This is a genomic window from Pseudovibrio exalbescens (assembly GCF_028737195.1).
Lineage (GTDB): Bacteria > Pseudomonadota > Alphaproteobacteria > Rhizobiales > Stappiaceae > Pseudovibrio > Pseudovibrio zosterae.
In genome coordinates this window covers 366,749-384,278 of the sequence record NZ_JAQZAJ010000001.1, presented here as the reverse complement: position 1 = coordinate 384,278, position 17,530 = coordinate 366,749, and the positions used below count along the sequence as shown (strand labels likewise).

The window sequence follows — 17,530 nt, the reverse complement described above, 5'->3', positions numbered from 1 at the left end:
TTCTCGCTGGCACTAGTCTGTTCGTGTTGTTTTAGAGCGAGCCCATGTTAGCTGGAAGGTCCTGCTGTCACCCGTGAAGCGCATGACAACCTCAAAACCGGTGCGGATCAAAGACAGCCTTCCGTTTTCGCCAGTCCTTTTTGGGCCGCGCAGATGATTGAGCTCTCGATGAACCAGCGGATCCGTTCACCACGGTAGGCCGTCCACGATACCCAAGTACCAGATACTGCAGCCCATCATGCGGGTGGGAATACTCGTTCTTGCTTGGCTCCGGATCATAAGCTGGACCACTGTCATTTGCGCGTTTCTTGTACTTGTACCCACTCGCGAAACCACGTGTCAGAACTTTGCAATTGGGGCTGATCAAGAGGCGCGGCCGGTGACCGTCAATCATCCGCGTCAGTTCCTGGCGCACGGCACTGAGCCTCAAGCCCAGTTCGTTGCTGCCATTGGCGGGCACCCCAACCGGCACACCGAGTGCCAGTGTCATGGTCTCAATCCAGGCAAGCTGTCCGCCTTCCTTGTCCGCGCCCCACTGAGCCGCCGGATCTGCCCATGCCATGATTTTGGGTACTCGATTGTAGCGCCGGGCGATCAGCTCATTAAGCAGTTCAGCAAGACGCTCCGCACCATACCCCTGCCCTGGCACAAGTTCGTCCAGGATAACCAACTGTCCATCTGGACGGCACTGACCAAGGATCGCAGCCGGGTTCAGGCCGGCATCAAGCCCAATCAAAAGCGGCAAGCGTTGATCCGGCTCCTGAACTTTAGGAGCGACATGAACCTCCGGATTGAACTCTGGATAGACCGGCAGGCCGTCGCGGCTATAGCCAAACTGATTGTGCACGAACCGGCGTACATACCAGTCTTCCTCGTTATCAATGATCTTTTGATAATAGTCCGCTTCCAAGTTGGCCACGTTCTCAGCGGCTGAGGATACGCCTGAAGGCTGGGCATATAGCACCCTGTCCGGGCTCGGCTCAGCCACGAACACGTCATAGGTCCAGTTATCCATGTCCGGAGCGTTGAAGTCCCCCAGTACTTGGCGAAAGCGCACGGCCGCCGGATCGGCCAGGTCAGTCTTTTTCGGGAAGCGCCCCACACGCTGTTCCGAGTATCGCAGGCCGTTCTCATCGATGGTGTCGAGCTCGTTCAGCCAGACACCGGAAAGCTCCCAGCCGCGCAGCTTGCTCTCCACAGTGGAGCCCTGAAGACCCACAAAGATTGTTTCAGCCTCTACCCTAAGGCCGTTGGGCAAACGCCAGCGCAGCACGTGTGTGACCGGCCGGTCATTGCCGCCCGTCCAGGTGGAACCGGGATAGGTTTTGGGGAACCACTGCTGCCAGCTCTGCAACACGGTTTTCTCCGCATCACGAAAGCTGGAACGCACTACTGCGTAGCGATCCCGGATAACGCCACCCTTGCATGGCGGCATTCGCGTGGCCGCAACAACCCGAGCCATGGCGCAGGAGACGGTCTTGCCGCCCCCCACCGGTCCCATGATTGCCTTGGTCAGCACATCATCACGAATAAAGCTCGCCGCTACCGGCCCCGGGGGGATGTAGTGATAAGGGTCAAAGCCTTCATCCTGCTCGTACTGGGCAATCAGTTCTGCGCCGCTGGACTGCTCAACCATGCTGATACCCACTCAACCCCGACCCGCCATCGTTCCGCACCTCACCGCGGCCCTGGACAAAACTCCTGCCCTGTGACCCGCACCGTGGGCACCACAAACCGCCGTTTTGCCGGTTTCAAAATCCAATCGGTGTGAGAGCGCATACCCCTCTAGGGGGAGCCGTGGCCGTTTCCGGAAAGGCCTGCGCGCGTTTCTGCCGATCCGCCCGCCAGCAATCGAGTTCGCGCTCGCTCTATGGCAAAAATGATCGGCAGGATTCAGCCCCCTCAACCCACGCAGCTGCAGCCCATCACGCACAGGCTGTGAGGCAAGCGCAACGCGGCAGAGGTACACTGATTTTAAATAAGTTGCACTCAAGAGCATTTTACCAATCATTTCAGCCTGTTACCTTGTTCGTGAGACCCTGCCACCGTGAGACTTTTTTCTACACTCCCGCTAAGTCTTTGATTTTATTGACCCTCGCTCTCGCCGTCCGTGGCTGGTCCGCCGATGCTCATCACCTCGGCTTCGTCGCCGTTGTACCGCCCCTGCTGGGTCTGGTCCGTTCCCAGGTCGATCATCAGCACTGGCAAGCGTTCGTCCGGATCCGTATCCTCGCGCACCGGCATCTTTCCATGCAGGTAAGGCGACACCGCATCAGCCGTTTTCATCTGCATGGCCACAATCTGCGCCACGCTTGGTACTTCCGGCAGCTTGCCTTCCTGGTACTTCTTGCGCGCCTCTTCCAGATCCATGCCCCGGGTTTTGGCCTCCAGCGTCAGGAACCACTCAAACAGATCCAGCGGATGACTGGACAGGAACTCGCCTTGCGCCATCAGCGGATCGCGATGCCCCTTGGCTGTCCAGAGCTTCTGCAACTGCTGCGTCTTGCGGTTCTTTGCACCTTTGGGGCGACCTGGACCACGCTTGCCCGCCTCATCCGCGCCAGTTTCGCGCCGCGCCGCCGGAAACACCGGCGTGTGCGCAGCCCCACCCCCGTCTTCTGGCGAGAAATCGAGGTCAGGCAACAAACCAAGCTGTTTGCTCTGATCCGTCATCACACAGCTACCCCATTGATAAAACTGAATATTTTAATGTCTTCACTCAGGCTGATCATGGGTTTGACGTCTTTCCATTCTCAAAGTGTACCCAGTGTACCCTGTGGTGTACCTTAAGATTATCTATATATATCAATAAGTTATATAAAAAGGGTACACTGGATACACTGGGTACACCTGTTTCCTTATGCGTGCGCACACACATATGGGGCTCTATTTTGGTGTACCCGGTGTACCCTTGCTCTAACCCTTTGTTTTAAAAAAGAAAGCGAGGGTACACTTGGTGTACCCAAGGTGTACCCGGTGTACCCTCCCCACCTCTATTTTCAAAAAACCTCCTGCTTTTTCAGGCTACAAGCCATCCTGTCCCGTCAACCGAAGTGCGGCGACGGGTTCATAAACAAACAACGGGTGGGGGATACTCAGTTTTCCAAACAGTATCGATCGAACTCCTTGAGTGAGATGAGGGTGCAGCGTCTTTGCACCCCGTTGATCTTGAACTTGTTGATGGCCTTGTCGTGTAAGACGATATCCGGTGGCCCCTGTCGCAAAGCCGTGGACCACACCCCATCATCGCCAGGCCCACCCCAAGGAGTGTCCCGAAAAAGGCTTGCCACCCCACTCGCCTTGTTTGGCACCACTAGACACATGCCTTGGCCCGTCTTTTTGTTGTCTGCCAGCCAAAGATCCACACTCGCCAACTGTTTTCGCACCCTTTCAAAATCCAACACACTCCCGCCTTCGAGGTCCTCCAGCAAGCCACCCACGTTGTGGCGCTCTCCATTGCGCCACACATCAACCCGGGCGGATAATAGATGCTCGAGACAAGCCCGCCAGTTCTCACGCGCGTTCTCTCTCTCCGGCAGCGAACTAGCCGAGAGCAACTGCCCCCAACTGGCAAGATTCTCAATGGGATACCCATTGTCCTCCAGCCAATCATCACCAAGCATGAGATGAGCACACGTCAAGAAGATGCCGTAGGTGTCCTGTCCTCGGCCATCATGCCCGCCGCTTTTCAGCGCTTCCCGATAAGCTTCATAGAGCACGTGGAACTGGGGCCAGCCATCAGCCAAACGCCGCAACAAGCGCGGCCCGACGGTTGTTGCATCCATGAGAAGCGGAGGCTTTGAGCTTTTCTCCGGATCAAGCTTCCCAATACTGATTACAGCCAGTCGCGATAGGTCCTGCGGCGGCAATGGTGGCGGATTGATCGCCGAAAACAGAAAGGTAGATCTAGCCTGGAAGGACGTGCCCGCGTGGTCAGATCCGCCACGCAACATCACCCCACCGGACGCAGCCAGGCGCGCCAGCTTTACCACAGCCATAACCTTGCTGTTGTCCGCCTCGGCCTCAAGTTCATCAACAGCAACCGGCAACGAGTCCTGTTTGATCCGCTGGTAGATACCAGCTGCGGACGTGTCTGGCGTTGATACGAGACCGCCACCGAAGACCGTTTGCACCACGTCTTGCAGCGTGGACTTACCCACCGCCTTGTCACCAACCAGAAACATAGAAGGCCGCCATGGCAGTGCACCACCAAGAAACCCGGCGCCGATCCAGCCCATAAACAGGAACGGATCCACTTCCGGCCGCGTCCAGTTCCAAGTCTGAAGCACCTCGAACAACTGCGGCCCGGGGTTCATGTCACCATCTACACGTTCTTCAGATGGTCGGGGCAGCTTTGGCCGCCGAGGATAGAAGTAACCACCCACTTCGCCGGTCTCATGCAGCTCACCCTTGATCCAAAGCGCATTGCCCAGGTGAAGCACCAGCTCGCCGTGATCATCCGTCCACGCACCGAGACCACGAACCCTTTCGACGCTGTTGTATACGCCTTTGCGAGCAGCCGCCGTGTAGAGCACCTCGCGCACCTTGTCCGCTTTCCAGCCAACAACCTGTCCGTCTTTATCGTGGCGGGGCCATGCCCAGTAAAGATAGTTCTGCCGATCTCCGAACAGCCGCTGGATATATCCCTGCCCCATCTGGTTTGGATTGGTTACAGTTGCTAGCTGCCCAATTGCGTCAACCAGATGCATGGCATCGCCATCCATCCCCAGCACCTGAACCGGACAATCCGGCGGCAATCCCAGATCATCAGGCTCCCAGTCTCCGGCCGGATACCCATCCCGGTGATGCCGAGCATCAGGATCCGCATGAGGCCGGCTCATGACTTCTATTTTCCGCGCCGCGTTGCCAATCTTTTCAGCTATCGCGTGCTCGCCTGCGTGTTCCAATGCATCCCCCGCCTATTTCTTGTGTTTTACCGGCCGCTCGCCCACGCTCATGGCGGGTTTCTCAGGCTTTTTCTCCTCAACGGGGGTTGGGGGTGCTTCTGGCACCAACCCGGCATAAAGCGCCACATTCGCGTCATCGCGCTCACCTGCACCGGCCATCAGCTCAAAGATGCTCTCTTCCAGATCGATCTGCGCAGATGTTTGCGGCCGCGCATCCGCGTCCGCAATTGCTGCCAGTTCCAGCGCTTCCCCGTACATTCCAAAGATCAGGCGCACCTGAGAGGAAAAGGCACAATAAGCCACCCGCAACCACAATGGCTGCCTATTGTAGCTGTCCAGCGGAAAGTCATGGATGCCCTTGAGCGCTGCATGAATGAACAGCATGTTGCCAGAGACCTCTTCCGGCACCGCAGCACATTGCGCCAGGCTCAAAACAGCCGCCTCGCCGCTGTCATCCCCTTCAAATGCATGAGCAAAGCCACCAGAGGCCCAAAGCATCGGGTCAAAGCCCTCGACAAGCCCTTGCGGCCCCATGTAAAGCGCCGCTTCACTCGCCGCCACCTGCCCGGCCCTGGCACACAGCGTCATCATGTCGATCTCATTCAATGCAACACCCGACGGGGCGCACCGTTCCTGCTCTACCTGCTCACTCATGAGACCCCCCTGAGTTGGTCGTTAAAGTCTTTTCCGTTGTCGCTGGACACGGCCACAACCGGCAGACCTGTGTCTTCCAGGCGCTTGATTGCCCGGTCAAACAGCGCGGCCGCCTGCGGCTTTCCCCAATCGTTGTCTTTCAGAATGATCCAGCCGGTAATCTTGCCCCGCGCTCTCGCGGGCAATTGGGTCGGCATATGCAGCAAGCCGGAAAGGGATCCGGCCGCCGCTGTCATAAGCTGCGGGCAGGCAAGGGCCGCAGTTCCTGCGTCCTCAATGCCCTCGCCTACCACGCATGGGCCCGCGTACTCAGGCCCGCCGCCCCGTGAAACCCATATGATGGAGCCTTGCGTCTGCGGCCACATCAGCTTTGCCTTGGTCGGATCCGGGACATCCGCCTTGCCCGTCCCGTCGGGCTTCAAAAACGTGTAGTGCAAAGCCTGCAAGCAGCCATCGGCCGCGCTCATCCGGCTCATCATCACCGGGAAACGCGGTCCCGGCTTTACCTTTACCCGCGTCAACTCGCCATTGACTTCACGCTCTTCGAACACTGCGCCGTACCACCACTCTTGCGCGGGCAGATAGCGGCAGAATTTCAAAAGCCCCGGTATCCGGGATGTATCGATGCCCCGACTGTGCAGATACCTTTCAACAACAGTGCCCTCAATGGCCTGTCCCTTGGCCCAACGACGCCGGGCGGCGGCAATGGCCTCGGCCCTCTTCTTGTCCGCTTCCCGCTTTTCCCGGGTGGCGTTGGCCTTGATCCGCCGGCGCATGTTCTTTCGGTCCTGGTCGCTCATCTGGCCCCAGCCAAGCCGCTCCATGCCCCAGCGGGCAGCGCCTGGCTTGTCCAGGTTCAACACCCTGCAAATCAGGTCGATCAGGTCCCCCTTGTCGCCGGTGGCATAATCTTTCCATGCCCCCTTGGCCGTACCACCCAGCCACACGACGAAAGACCCACCCTTTCGGTCTTCTCGCCACGGACACCGGGCACTCCAGCATCCGCCAACCCGGCGACCATCGGGCACCAGATCGCGCACAACGCTCTCCAGTTGCAATCCTTGCAGGGCCTGTTTGATTTCCTTCAGCGTAGGTGTCTGGCTCATGCCGCCACCTCCTGCCGCGCCAGCGCTTCCATCCGCGCCAATAGCGCATCCGTCGCCGGATCGTCGCGGCTATCCTCCACCTGCGACAGCGCCTTGGAGACCGCTTGCTTGGAAACACCAACCGCATCCGCTGCAACAGCCCCCGGGACATCGAGCAAGGTCACAACAAGGTACAGCGCCTGCCGCCGTACCTGGGCCGCGGCTGCCCAGTTCGGATCCCGGTGCCGGTTTTGCCGCGGCTCAAGAGCAAGCGCCGTCTCCGGACACAACCCCGCCTCTACCGCCAACATGGCAAACACCATGCGGTAAAGGGGCGCCACACGGTCCCCCATCCGCATTTCCATGTCTTGCTCTCGCTGCAACTCGGCCAGGGCATGACGGAGTTTGCGCAAGGTGGACGCCCGGCAGAAACCCGAGCGCTCAGCCCGCGTGTAGGTGGTCGGGTGAACACCAGCCGCCGCGCAAAGTTGCGCCTTGCTTAAGCCAGCCTTGGCGCGCACCCTGTCCACTTCCGCAAAGCACTGTGGACAAACACGCCGAGACCCCGGAACGGTTGACAAACGCACGTGCGTTTCAGGTTTTGCTAAATTACACACGCCTGCGCCTCCAAATCCGCCAATCCTGTGGATAACCCCTCCAAAAGGCCGGAACGATTGACAAACGCATATGCGTATTAGGAATTGCTAATTTAAACACGCTGCCGCCTCCCCTCGCTCAGTCCACTGCCGACGAAAGAGGCCGGCGCAGATGCCGCAGCATCCGCACCGGCAGTTGGACCAGGCTCGCAGGCAGGGCTCTGGTCTGGGAGGGACTGGTGAAACTGGGAAAGCAAGGCCATCAAGGTAACAGAGACAATCAGGCCCGCCTTTTCATGGTTGATTGCATCCGGATGACCGGCCAGAAGGTTCTGCGCAAACAGCACCCCGCGCTCGAAGGCAAACGGGGCCACCAACAAACCGGCGGGTTGATCTGGACTGATCTGCTCGGCAAGAGAGAACCGATCATCCTCCAGCTTCACGACACCCCGAACACCACGACCCGAGGCAGTTGCGATCTCGCACACCTGATCAACTTTCATTGCTTCCCCGCATCTTGTTGGCGGTTGCCATCACCTCTTCAAACCGCTTGAGCAAATCGCGGCGCTCCATGGCCGTGCGCACATCCTTGAGAAACGGCAGCCCGTCCGGATCAACAGCATCCAGAAACGGCAGGCCATACGTGTTCACGAGAATGAGAAAATGCGCCGCCTTGGGGCTGGCACGCAGCTGCAACCAGTTCTTGACTGTCTTCCACGGCACGTCCGTATCCCGCGCCACCCGCTTTGCCGTGTGCTCCGGATACGTCCGGCGCAAGAACGCGGCCACCCGCTCCGCCAGAAGCTGGTCCTCATAGCGCGCAAGATCCGGCACGGCGCGATGCTGCGCCTCGAAAGCGCGGGATAGACGCTTGCGCCCAAGGATACGAGGGAGAGGCCGCTCCACTGCGCTCATGCTACGTTCCTTTCATCCCGCACGGGCACCCCTTCAGGAGGCTTGATGGAAAGAAAGTCGTTGGCCGTAAGCTCCCAATTGGTCGCTTCTACCATCCGCTCAATCAGGTCGAGCGAAGGCTTTTGCTTGCGTTTGATGATGCGGGACAACGTCGGAAGCGTTGTGCCACACCGCTGCGCGAAATCTTCACGCCTCAGGCTTTGTCGCTTGAGATAGGTCTGGAGTGGATGCTGACAACACATACGCTCAACTTGCATCTAATGCAATTGCACGTCAAGCAATTTTTAATGTGATTGCATGGCCAAAGACCCCGCTGAGGATACAATTACGCCATGGTTGCATCTACTAAAACTCATCGACCCTACAGTCACCGGTATATTCAAAAATGGCGACTAAACGCGGGCCTCACCCAGTCTCAGGCGGGCGAAAAACTCGAACTGTCCGCACCTCTGATATCGCGCGTAGAGTCAGGTAAAACACAATATACACAATACTTTATTGAACGTGCCGCAGAGGCGTACGGCTGCACCCCTGGGCAGCTACTAGATCTAGATCCAAGCACCGCTTCAGTACGCCGTGAGATTGAAAAAAAACTATTATCCGCATCAGAAGAGGATCTGCAAAAATGCCTAACCATCCTCAAGACAATTCTCGGATAACACTAAAAGACCTATTTGATTTTATTAAAGACGGTGCAATCTCTATAATTTCCAGCAACTTTTTCCTTGGCTATTTAGCATATAGCGTTTGTGCCAGCGCTTTTCTTGGTGCTGTTGCCCATGAGGCTCTCGGCAGCGCATTCGATGTTTTCTGTATTTTCTTGCTGGCTCATCTCCTCAGCCCGGTTTTAGCAATCAGTGGCTTCTTAATCGTCATAGCGCTTCCGATTTTTCTCGTTGTTCAGATCTTAATATGGTTAGGGATATTCCGTCCGGATTAATATTGCATCACATGCATTATTTCTATTGACGGAATATTGCATGTAATGCAACATGCCTCCAGTTCACCACTGACTGGGGGCATTATGACCACGTATTCCCACCGCATAACCTACGACCGCGCAGCGCTGTGTGCAGCGCTTGGCATTTCCGAACGCGTCTTTGACAACGCCCGCAAGAAGCTGGAGGCGGAAGGCTTTCCAAAGCGCCTGCCCGGCTTGGCCCGCTGGAGCCGCGCCGCAATAGATGCATGGGTCGCTGCCAATGGCGATACTGAAACCATGCGCTCCATCCTTGTGGGTCCGGAACCACAAACACCATCCGGCAGCGCGCACACCAACTACCTTCTCGCTAAATACAGCGAGGCGTCATGACCCCTCAGAAAAAAGCAATTGAGCAAATCAGGCTCCTGTTGGAACAGATCGAAACCCAAGGCAGTTCAGACGGGGAGCCAACTGCGGCCGCTGCCGCAGCTATATGCGCTGCCAGAGAAGCCCGCAAGGAAGCGCTCAACCTCGCCATTTCCGTTCTGGAGTATCTACGCGCCGAGGAAATGGATCAGGTGCAAGAAGGTACCTTTTGCTACATCGACACGGGCAACCATCAGATCCGCGCGGGTGCACTCACTCAGGCCATTGAAAGGCTCAAGGAGCTCAAAGCTACGCCAGAGAGGGCGCAATGACACTGGCTTTGCTTGGATTGACAATAACCGGCGGCGTGATGTGTCTCGTAGTTGCGCTGTATCTGGACATCTTGCGCCTAGATCTGAAGGACCTCATCGATGGCGACCATTAAGATCAAAATTCCAAACGTTGCGTGGCGGGATGGCCGCCCGCGCTTCACGCCGGGGCCCAAGCTGCGGGCATTAGGCTTCAAGGGCGAAGACCTCAAGAATCCCACCGGCGAATGGATGACTGCAAACGAAGCATCGAAGTGGGCGGAAGCAAAACAGATTGAAATTGCCGCTCGCCGCAGCAGCCAATCCTCCGGGAAAAAAATAACTCCACCAACGACAAAGCGTGCTGTTTACTCTGTGGGTCATCTTCTGGCCGACTGGCAGAAGTCCGATGTGTTTCAAGAGAAGAAAGCCAAAACCCGCTATGGCTACGCAAACGACATAAAAGCGCTGGAACGATGGGATCCGGATCTGCTTGCTGCCCCAACTGCCGCAATCACTCATGAGATCGCCTACGGCATCTATAGAAAGTTGCGAAGAGACAAAGGAGACAGCCACGCCCGCACCATTTGTGCAGCGCTATCCAGTGCTTGGAGTTGGGCAGATCGTCATCGGTCCAAAACAGGTGTTGTGGGCCCAGTTTTTCGTCAGTTGGGTATGCGCCAGAGCAAGGCGGCCCCGCGCGTCGGCACGCTGGCTGAGATGCGCGCCCTCATCGCTGCGGCTGATGCCTATGGCCGTCCGGAAATTGGCGACAGCATCATGCTTGGGCTTTGCACCGGTCAGCGCCAGGGGGACCGCCTGCGCCTGGAAGAAGCTGGCCGCAAGAACGGGCGCGTCTACTTCCGCCAATCAAAGACCGGGGCTCAGGTATCCATCGCTGAAATGCCGGAATTATCTTCCCGCCTGACGGCCGCAACCCGCCGGCGTAGGGGCTGGAAGGTCACCTACCCTAATGTCATCCTTAACGAGCGCAGCCGCGAACCCTTCTCAACGGCCACCGGCAACACCTACTACAGCAACATTTTCCGAAAAGTACGAAACTTGGCGAGCAAGGGAGATCCGGAACTTGGCATACCAGCCACCCCAAGCCTTGCAACGTTCAAAGACAAGGACCTGCGCGCCACCGCTGTGACCTGGCTTGCTAACGCCGGCTGCACAGTACCAGAGATCTGCTCAATTACCGGCCACTCGATCAAGTCAGCCAATGAGATCCTGAAGCACTATCTCGGCACCACCGAAGCGCAGGCCGATGCGGCAATGGTCAAGCTATGCTCATGGCTCAAGGACCAGGGCGGGTTGCGGTAACACCGCAGACTGCCCCTCTCCCTACGTCACACTTCGTGACGATTCCCCCGATGTTTTGATTTATTGTTTATTAAAATACCAACGCGCCTACACGACCAGAGATCATTTGTTGTCGTTGGGTGAGCGAATCCACTCGCTTCCCATAGGCTCAATCTAGGAAAACTATAGGTTTATCAGAGCCCTAGCACAGGAAACCTGAGGTAAATCAAGGCCGTAATCTCGCCAATGGGCTCATCCGGCCCGAGCCTCGACCATGAATGCATTGACGTTTCAGTAAACGAGGCATCCTATGAGCTCTGAGTTGAACCACCACACCGAAGACATCACGGATACCATTTGCGAGCTTGCCGGGCTTGTTCGCCTGGGAGAGCTGGCACTTACCGGCGGGCTCGCCGAGAAACAACACGCGGTCGCCGTAGCAGTACTACTGGCAGCCATTGGTGAGCGCGTCGAGATTCTTGAGGCAATCTCAGCACAATAGAAGAACCCCGAGCCTGTGGGTTATTCTTCCAGATCACGTGAGACTTTTTCGTAAAGTCTCACGGTGAACCCTAATAAGACTTTGATTTAATTGAATAATCCAACTTTCTTTTAATCAGTAGGTCCACGGTTCGAACCCGTGCGGGCTCACCATCTTACTTTAGATGGTGAAATTGATGATCTCCCAAAATCTCAACATCATTTTAAAGCGCAATAAACTTGCGCGTGAGTTCGTCTTTGGCACCCTTCACAGGCGCTCAGATATCACTAAAGTCCTCCTGAGATTCAAAGGAGGAACGAAATGCTCTGTCGCGCGGCGCGAAATTCTGCACCGATGGGCGTTTTGAAGTGCATAGTGCTCTGCAGGAACCCAGTGGTCACTTGGGGCGTTAGAAACGCATCTCAAGCCTCCTTTCTAACACCCCTTCTACAGCACCTTTTAATTGCTGATAATTAGCTCTTGAACCTTCTTCTGGCTCTTCGGGTTGACGGTATAATTGAGCCCGACCTCTTCCATTTCAAAACTTGCAAACACCTCTCTGATCTCCGGAGCATCGTTGATCGACAGAAGGAAGCGTCCCTGAATGCCAGCAAGCTGGTCCGCCAACTTTTGGAAGTCATCGGCACTAAAGACCCCTTTCCCATAGTAGGTCTCACAGGCCCAATACGGAGGGTCCAGATAGAAGAGTGTATCGGGACGGTCATATCGCTTGATACAGTCAGCATAGGCGAGGTTCTCTATGATGACGCCAGAGAGGCGCTCATGCACATCTTCCAGCAAGGGAACGACCTTGCCGCCGAAGGAGGTGCGTTGCAGATAGAGAAATCGGGCGGCGCGCTCCAAGTCGGTCAAGGTCGTTGGATCAGTAAGGGACAACCGCTCAAACTCGGAACGGCTGGTGAGTTGAAATTTGAGCACCTCAAGAAACTGCGGGTAGTGCCGCTGAAGGATGCGAAAGAGCGTCACCACATCACCGGAGACGTCATTGATGACTTCGCACTTTGGCTGCTCTGCGCGCCGAAAGAAGACCCCGCCCATGCCGACAAAAGGTTCAACATAAGTTTTGTGGGGTACTTCATGAACTCGATGAGCCACGTGTTTTGCGAGTTGCATTTTACCGCCAATGTACGGTGCGACCGGCTTCACGGGAGTGATGGGGCTTAACGTCATTTTTTCTTTGATCGCGAATGGGCTCATCGGGCCTCAGGTCATTGAAGGTGCCACAACGGCGGCACTTGATTTCTATGCGCCCGTCCAGGGCTTTGTGATCTTTTTTGAACAGAAGCGCCGAACACTTCTGACAGCGGATAGACTCCATTCGTTCTCTCGCATAAAACACCTCCACAACGCCTGCTTGGGGGTTGATGCGGCGGAGGCAGTGTTATGCATGTTGGCACTGGCCGGGCTCAGGGTGGTACTTGTGGCCCGGTGCCCAGAGAAAAACTCTGGGCCTTCCGCTCCATATTTATGGGTTTTCAAATGCAAAGCGCCGGATGTCTTCCGCCTTCAACCAGTCTCGTGCTTCAGCGCGAAGTCGAAGGCGGGCTTTAAGGCCTCCTTTGTGTCTAGAACCCCGGAACGGATCTGGCGTTGAACATCGCCTTCCGCCTCAAAGCAGGCTTGAACGTGCGCCAGAACCGCTTGAACGATCCTGAGCATGTCGGCATTGGTGATTTTCCGAGAAACGTTGCTCTTGAACTTGAAGGTGCTGGGATCGGGACGAAGCCCCTTGTCGATCTGCGTCAGAATTGAGAGCAGCTTGGCCTGAGCCTTGTCATCGCTGTCCACTTCATCCTGTTCGCCAGATGCAAGCGTGATTGGGACCCCTTGCGCTTCCACGAGCTTGCGTATGGTGCCCAGTTCTTGCAAAAGCTCGTCTGTTGTGGGCGGCGGCGGTGTAAAACTGCGTGTTAAGCCCAGTGCCTCCGGATCACCATAATCCAGAATTTCAACGGCTTCGCCCTGCGTATCGAACCATGCTTCGCCGCGATGATCGGGCACCGTGTGCCATGAAGCCCCGTCCCATCGAGCTGCCTGATTGGATGAAAGAGCGGGCGGCGGCGTTTCCACGGTTCCCGCTGGCAGATGATATACCCCAGCCTCCAATGGGCTCTCATGGGCCAAAGCTTCGCCAACGAGATAGCCCTTGTCGTCGAGCTGATAGACAACTTTCGTGCTCATAATTCGCCTCAGTACTTGATGATCGGAAGATAGGCGGTGTTCACCATGCGGTTTTCATGCGCCGTGGGAACTTGTCGTGAGGCGTCCAGCTTGATGCCACGACTTTGGTTGTTGTGGCTTGCACTTTGAGCTATTCGGGAAGTGCTTCTGTTGGTGAATGTCAGAGCACCATTTTCTATTCCTTCGCCGCCATAAGCGTTTAGTCCGACATAAGAATCGATATGATACCCCCACAGCTCACCGGTAATGTTCCGGATCGCGTCCCCTTGCTGGCTGCCGATCACACGTCCTGGATCGAGCCCTTTACCAAGATCCAGCCCGCGATCTACCCGGCCTCGATCATCAGGCAGGTTGAACGTGGTTGAGCCGTTGCCGTTACCGTGTCTCGTCCCGATGACGTTGAAAAGGTCAGAGTAAGTCGCCCTCGAAACCGCAGCACCATTTCGGATGAGCCAGCCATTGGGCGCGGACGTGCCATCATAGTGCGCGACAGTGCCGGGAGGCACGGCAGAGCCGACAAGCCCCTTCACATAGGAGGTCGATTTGGTGGCTAAAGACCCGAGACCAAGCTTTTCTCGCCATGCGCTGGAGCTTGTTAAGGCCAGCACGGTGAGTGAGAACGCGCTGACCTTGTTGGCATCAAGCTTTGCCCCCACAGCATTCAGGATATCCGTTGCAAAGTTAGGATTGTCTCCCAACGCGTTGGCCAACTCATCAAGCGTATTCAAAGCCCCCGGAGCGGCGCTGATCAGATCAGCGATCAACTGATCCACCTGCGCCTTGGTGTAAACATCAAGCACACCAAGCTCATCAAGTGTGGTCGGCTTGTCTTCCAACTGGGCATAGCGGTGAGTATGGTCCCCACCAGATTTTGCGTTCAACGCCGCAATCAACCCAACGACCTGGTCCATCTGATGTGTGTGATCGCGTGGCGGCATCACCTCTGCCAGTGTTTCATGCAGCCGTTTCGGGTCGATCACCTTGCGCTCAACCGTCTCATCAGCAGCTTCCGCTTTGGTTGCCCACGGATAGGTCGAGACCACCCAGCCTTGGGTGGCATAGCCATCAAGCGGATTGACCACGAGCTGGATGGCGTCCGTGTTCGTGATCTGCAGAACGATCTGAATGGTGAGCGTAGAGGCCGTCCCGTCAGAAAGGATCGCCTTGTAGGTCTCGGGGTACTTCGCAATGGCGAACATGTTGCCTTGCGTATCGAACACCCCGGCCTCGCGGATCCACCAGCCGCCCACATCTGGTGGCACAATCGCTTCAATGACAAGCCATGCCGGGTTCTGCACATCCTGCGTGATGGAGGTGATTGCCACACGATGCAGCTCATTGCGTAAAGCGGCTTCGGAGCCGTCAGGGTCATAGGACGTGCCGTTGGCATCTCCAAGAGCCAACTGGCTCAATGTAATGCCACCGCCACCAGTAATGGCATCATTCAGCGCTGCCGAGCCATGGTCGGTCAGGCGTGTGTAATAGGTCGGACTGCTCATAGAGGCCTCGGATAGACGGTTGTGGTTACAAAACGGGCGCGCACATGCGCCGCTGCCCCGGCTGGGCCATGACTTGAGATCGCGTCAGGTCGCCATGGCCAGATGCGCAGGACGTCCCCGGTTGAGGCAGCGGCACCGATGCCAAGCGGCATGGCGCTAGATAGCTCGGTGGAGATCGGAGGCAGGACCTTTGTTTGATGAAGGTCAGACACGAAGCCGCGAAAACGGATTGGCGCGCGCGTAATGGACAGCCAACGTGTGGCGGTCTCCTGCGAGTGGCGCTTCGTTGCCGCGACTGATTTGAACGCGCTTTTTTGCACCTCAAGGCTGAGCGGTACCTCAGGCGGTTCATCCAGATCGCCCAACCTCAGTGTGATCTCATGGGTATCATGCAGGCCTTGTGGGCTCTGCTGCCACCAATGCTCAATGTCAGCGGCGATACCAAGCAGGCTTTGTGCAAGCTTAACGCCTTCATCACGCCCCTTTTTCTCGTGTAGTTCAAAAGCCCTGTCGACAAGTTTGCGCGCCAAAGGCTCTGGCAAGCCATCTTCACCGATGAACTCTTCCAATGAGCGGTCATGAAGGGCGAGCGACAAGGCCTCGGAAGAAATCTCTTGCCCGTTGCGCTGCATCAGCACCGAAAAGTCAAAGTCAGAGGCCATCGCCGCAAAGGCGTCGAGCACAGCGCGCGAACGTGGCTCGTTGATGCTTGGCGGGATCAGGGTATGGGGAAAGCGCCGGTCAGCCATGGCTTGTCTCCGCGCTTAATGTAATGTCTCGGATAAGGGCGAACTGAGTTGGTCCAAGCTGCCTGCCTGAAAGCCCGCTCACCTCCAACTGAACATCAATGACGCCCTCAACAGCCCGTATTGCTGGTGTTAAGGCCGAAAGTGCCAGATATTCCCCAAGCCGCTGCGACCAGATCAACCCAGCGCTGCGAATGGCGTCTTCGGCGGCCTGCCGAATGCTCTCGAAATCGCCGGTTGTCTTCAACGTGCCCGTAATGTCCAGCACCACTTGGTCTGCCGGGTGAACACTCAAATCATCGCCCTGAGGGCGCTTGGTTTCCGGGTCCATGTAGGCCAGCAGGTCACTACAAAAAGCGGAACTTGGTGCCCCGGATTTGGTCAGCACATAAAGTTCGATTTTCCCTGGCTCAGGCCGCAGCACCTCTACATCCAAGATGTCAGGTGAAAACCCACGGGCCTGTTGGCGGTAGCTTTCCTTTGGTCCCGCCTTGGAAATACGGTCAAAGGCATGGGTTGCGCGCTCCAGCAAGGAAGCGTCTGTTTCGTCCTCGGTGCCGCCATCGCTCGCGCTGGTATTCACCACCTTCACATCCGGATAGCTCTCTGGCATCTGGGTCAACTGGCCTGCAAGCAGACCGTTGGCCTCGACCCCCGGCGTAACAGCGGTTGCACGACCAACGGCTTCCGTTTCTCCTGCCTTAAGGATCAACTGACTATCAAGTGCAAATGAAAACGCCGCGGAGCCTACCGTAAGCCCTGCAGGCAGAGCCAGATCGCTTGTGCGCGGTGCTTCAAGCGTAAACTTGAGTGTCACTGTGGCGGCCTTGGCCTTCAGCCGAAAGGTGCCGTTATTAGCCGCTGCCACATCCAGAGAATGGCCGGAGGCAAACAACAGCCAGCGCTTGTCCGCTGCATCTTGGCCCTCTTTGCCCAAGAGGGAAAAACCATAGGCCAGCACGTTGATCAGCAGCATTTCATAGTGACCGGGATAGAGCTTGCGCTGCGGGCCGTCTGGATGGGTTTCCCACCACGCCACAAGCTTTTCCTTCCAGGCCTTGGCGGAGGTTGTGAAGTGCTGCGGTGGGCCCCGCCGGATCAACTCGGCGGGGCTAAGGGCTTTGATGAGATCGACCATCAGGCAACCCTCATCAGGTCAACATCGGTGCGCTGAAGCTCGGCAAGCACGTCAGAACGGGGACGCCAGTAAATGGAGGCAGTGAAGTAGGCAAAGCCCGCCTGGGCCACATCGACCCGATCCAACAACACCCGTGGCTCCCAGCGGCTTATGCCCTCCCAGACCTCCTTGGAGATGCCCGGAATGGCCTCAGCGGGCACACGGTCAACATAACTCAGCGCATCGCAAAACTGTTCTGGCTCGGTGGGAACAGAAAGCTTCGGCGTCAGGCAGATCAGGCGGATGCTCTGGGCAAGGTCATCAAGGCCGATTGCAGCCTCGTTCCAAGGCGCGTCATCTTCCTGCGCCAACCTAATCTGCCAATGGAGAGGATCTAAAACCATCGCCCGCTAACGTCCTTGCCAAA

22 protein-coding genes are annotated in these 17,530 nt (G+C 56.8%); 6 read left to right on the top strand and 16 right to left on the bottom strand.

Annotated features, from left to right (window positions below; genetic code table 11):
- Nucleotides 1-91: 91 nt before the first annotated feature.
- The 9 genes from PUV47_RS01945 to PUV47_RS01905 all read right to left on the bottom strand — a co-directional run bounded on the left by PUV47_RS01945 (nt 92) and on the right by PUV47_RS01905 (nt 8,414).
- Entirely contained in the window at nt 92-1,636 is a 1,545-nt protein-coding gene (locus tag PUV47_RS01945; protein WP_274216761.1) for a hypothetical protein, read from the bottom strand.
- 449 nt (nt 1,637-2,085) lie between these two features.
- The gene (locus tag PUV47_RS01940) at nt 2,086-2,673 is read right to left on the bottom strand and encodes a hypothetical protein (RefSeq protein WP_274216760.1); all 588 of its coding nucleotides are present in this window, start codon (nt 2,671-2,673) and stop codon (nt 2,086-2,088) included.
- A gap of 422 nt (nt 2,674-3,095) precedes the next feature.
- Nucleotides 3,096-4,841, bottom strand: coding sequence for a hypothetical protein (locus PUV47_RS01935; RefSeq protein ID WP_274216759.1), 1,746 nt, complete (start codon nt 4,839-4,841; stop codon nt 3,096-3,098).
- Between the two features lie 78 nt (nt 4,842-4,919).
- The gene (locus PUV47_RS01930; protein WP_274216758.1) at nt 4,920-5,561 is read right to left on the bottom strand and encodes a hypothetical protein; all 642 of its coding nucleotides are present in this window, start codon (nt 5,559-5,561) and stop codon (nt 4,920-4,922) included.
- Nucleotides 5,558-6,667, bottom strand: coding sequence for a DUF7146 domain-containing protein (locus tag PUV47_RS01925; RefSeq protein ID WP_274216757.1), 1,110 nt, complete (start codon nt 6,665-6,667; stop codon nt 5,558-5,560). The genes PUV47_RS01930 and PUV47_RS01925 overlap by 4 nt, the downstream gene beginning before the upstream one ends.
- The gene (locus tag PUV47_RS01920; protein ID WP_274216756.1) at nt 6,664-7,167 is read right to left on the bottom strand and encodes a hypothetical protein; all 504 of its coding nucleotides are present in this window, start codon (nt 7,165-7,167) and stop codon (nt 6,664-6,666) included. Before PUV47_RS01920 ends, PUV47_RS01925 begins: the two co-directional genes overlap by 4 nt.
- Nucleotides 7,168-7,355: 188 nt before the next feature.
- Nucleotides 7,356-7,745 carry a hypothetical protein gene (locus PUV47_RS01915; RefSeq protein ID WP_274216755.1) on the bottom strand — a complete coding sequence of 130 codons (390 nt, stop codon included), beginning with the start codon at nt 7,743-7,745 and terminating at the stop codon, nt 7,356-7,358.
- Entirely contained in the window at nt 7,735-8,157 is a 423-nt protein-coding gene (locus tag PUV47_RS01910) for a hypothetical protein (protein ID WP_274216754.1), read from the bottom strand. The genes PUV47_RS01915 and PUV47_RS01910 overlap by 11 nt, the downstream gene beginning before the upstream one ends.
- Nucleotides 8,154-8,414: a helix-turn-helix domain-containing protein gene (locus PUV47_RS01905; RefSeq protein ID WP_274216753.1), complete on the bottom strand. Its 261-nt coding sequence runs from the start codon at nt 8,412-8,414 to the stop codon at nt 8,154-8,156. The genes PUV47_RS01910 and PUV47_RS01905 overlap by 4 nt, the downstream gene beginning before the upstream one ends.
- Before the next feature lie 75 nt (nt 8,415-8,489).
- Between PUV47_RS01905 and PUV47_RS19875 the strand changes: the two genes are divergently transcribed.
- The 6 genes from PUV47_RS19875 to PUV47_RS01880 all read left to right on the top strand — a co-directional run bounded on the left by PUV47_RS19875 (nt 8,490) and on the right by PUV47_RS01880 (nt 11,560).
- Entirely contained in the window at nt 8,490-8,816 is a 327-nt protein-coding gene (locus tag PUV47_RS19875; protein WP_425313720.1) for a helix-turn-helix domain-containing protein, read from the top strand.
- Nucleotides 8,783-9,097: a hypothetical protein gene (locus tag PUV47_RS01900; RefSeq protein ID WP_274216752.1), complete on the top strand. Its 315-nt coding sequence runs from the start codon at nt 8,783-8,785 to the stop codon at nt 9,095-9,097. The genes PUV47_RS19875 and PUV47_RS01900 overlap by 34 nt, the downstream gene beginning before the upstream one ends.
- 84 nt (nt 9,098-9,181) lie before the next feature.
- Nucleotides 9,182-9,469: a helix-turn-helix transcriptional regulator gene (locus tag PUV47_RS01895; RefSeq protein ID WP_274216751.1), complete on the top strand. Its 288-nt coding sequence runs from the start codon at nt 9,182-9,184 to the stop codon at nt 9,467-9,469.
- The gene (locus PUV47_RS01890; RefSeq protein ID WP_274216750.1) at nt 9,466-9,777 is read left to right on the top strand and encodes a hypothetical protein; all 312 of its coding nucleotides are present in this window, start codon (nt 9,466-9,468) and stop codon (nt 9,775-9,777) included. The genes PUV47_RS01895 and PUV47_RS01890 overlap by 4 nt, the downstream gene beginning before the upstream one ends.
- Nucleotides 9,778-9,876: 99 nt before the next feature.
- Complete coding sequence (locus tag PUV47_RS01885) at nt 9,877-11,079, top strand: tyrosine-type recombinase/integrase (protein ID WP_274216749.1); 1,203 nt, start codon at nt 9,877-9,879, stop codon at nt 11,077-11,079.
- A gap of 289 nt (nt 11,080-11,368) precedes the next feature.
- Nucleotides 11,369-11,560 (top strand): hypothetical protein, encoded by a 192-nt coding sequence (locus tag PUV47_RS01880; RefSeq protein ID WP_274216748.1) that lies wholly within the window; start codon nt 11,369-11,371, stop codon nt 11,558-11,560.
- Between the two features lie 438 nt (nt 11,561-11,998).
- Here PUV47_RS01880 and PUV47_RS01875 read toward each other — a convergent pair whose 3' ends face one another.
- The 7 genes from PUV47_RS01875 to PUV47_RS01850 all read right to left on the bottom strand — a co-directional run bounded on the left by PUV47_RS01875 (nt 11,999) and on the right by PUV47_RS01850 (nt 17,507).
- Entirely contained in the window at nt 11,999-12,730 is a 732-nt protein-coding gene (locus PUV47_RS01875) for a DNA adenine methylase (RefSeq protein ID WP_274217406.1), read from the bottom strand.
- Entirely contained in the window at nt 12,675-12,878 is a 204-nt protein-coding gene (locus PUV47_RS19870; RefSeq protein ID WP_425313719.1) for a Com family DNA-binding transcriptional regulator, read from the bottom strand. The genes PUV47_RS01875 and PUV47_RS19870 overlap by 56 nt, the downstream gene beginning before the upstream one ends.
- A 188-nt stretch (nt 12,879-13,066) precedes the next feature.
- Complete coding sequence (locus PUV47_RS01870; protein WP_274216747.1) at nt 13,067-13,741, bottom strand: DUF4376 domain-containing protein; 675 nt, start codon at nt 13,739-13,741, stop codon at nt 13,067-13,069.
- A gap of 8 nt (nt 13,742-13,749) precedes the next feature.
- Nucleotides 13,750-15,240: a phage tail protein gene (locus PUV47_RS01865; RefSeq protein WP_274216746.1), complete on the bottom strand. Its 1,491-nt coding sequence runs from the start codon at nt 15,238-15,240 to the stop codon at nt 13,750-13,752.
- Nucleotides 15,237-15,989: a phage tail protein gene (locus PUV47_RS01860; protein WP_274216745.1), complete on the bottom strand. Its 753-nt coding sequence runs from the start codon at nt 15,987-15,989 to the stop codon at nt 15,237-15,239. The genes PUV47_RS01865 and PUV47_RS01860 overlap by 4 nt, the downstream gene beginning before the upstream one ends.
- Nucleotides 15,982-17,124: a baseplate J/gp47 family protein gene (locus PUV47_RS01855; RefSeq protein ID WP_274216744.1), complete on the bottom strand. Its 1,143-nt coding sequence runs from the start codon at nt 17,122-17,124 to the stop codon at nt 15,982-15,984. The genes PUV47_RS01860 and PUV47_RS01855 overlap by 8 nt, the downstream gene beginning before the upstream one ends.
- Complete coding sequence (locus tag PUV47_RS01850) at nt 17,124-17,507, bottom strand: phage baseplate protein (RefSeq protein ID WP_274216743.1); 384 nt, start codon at nt 17,505-17,507, stop codon at nt 17,124-17,126. Before PUV47_RS01850 ends, PUV47_RS01855 begins: the two co-directional genes overlap by 1 nt.
- Nucleotides 17,508-17,530 lie beyond the last annotated feature (23 nt).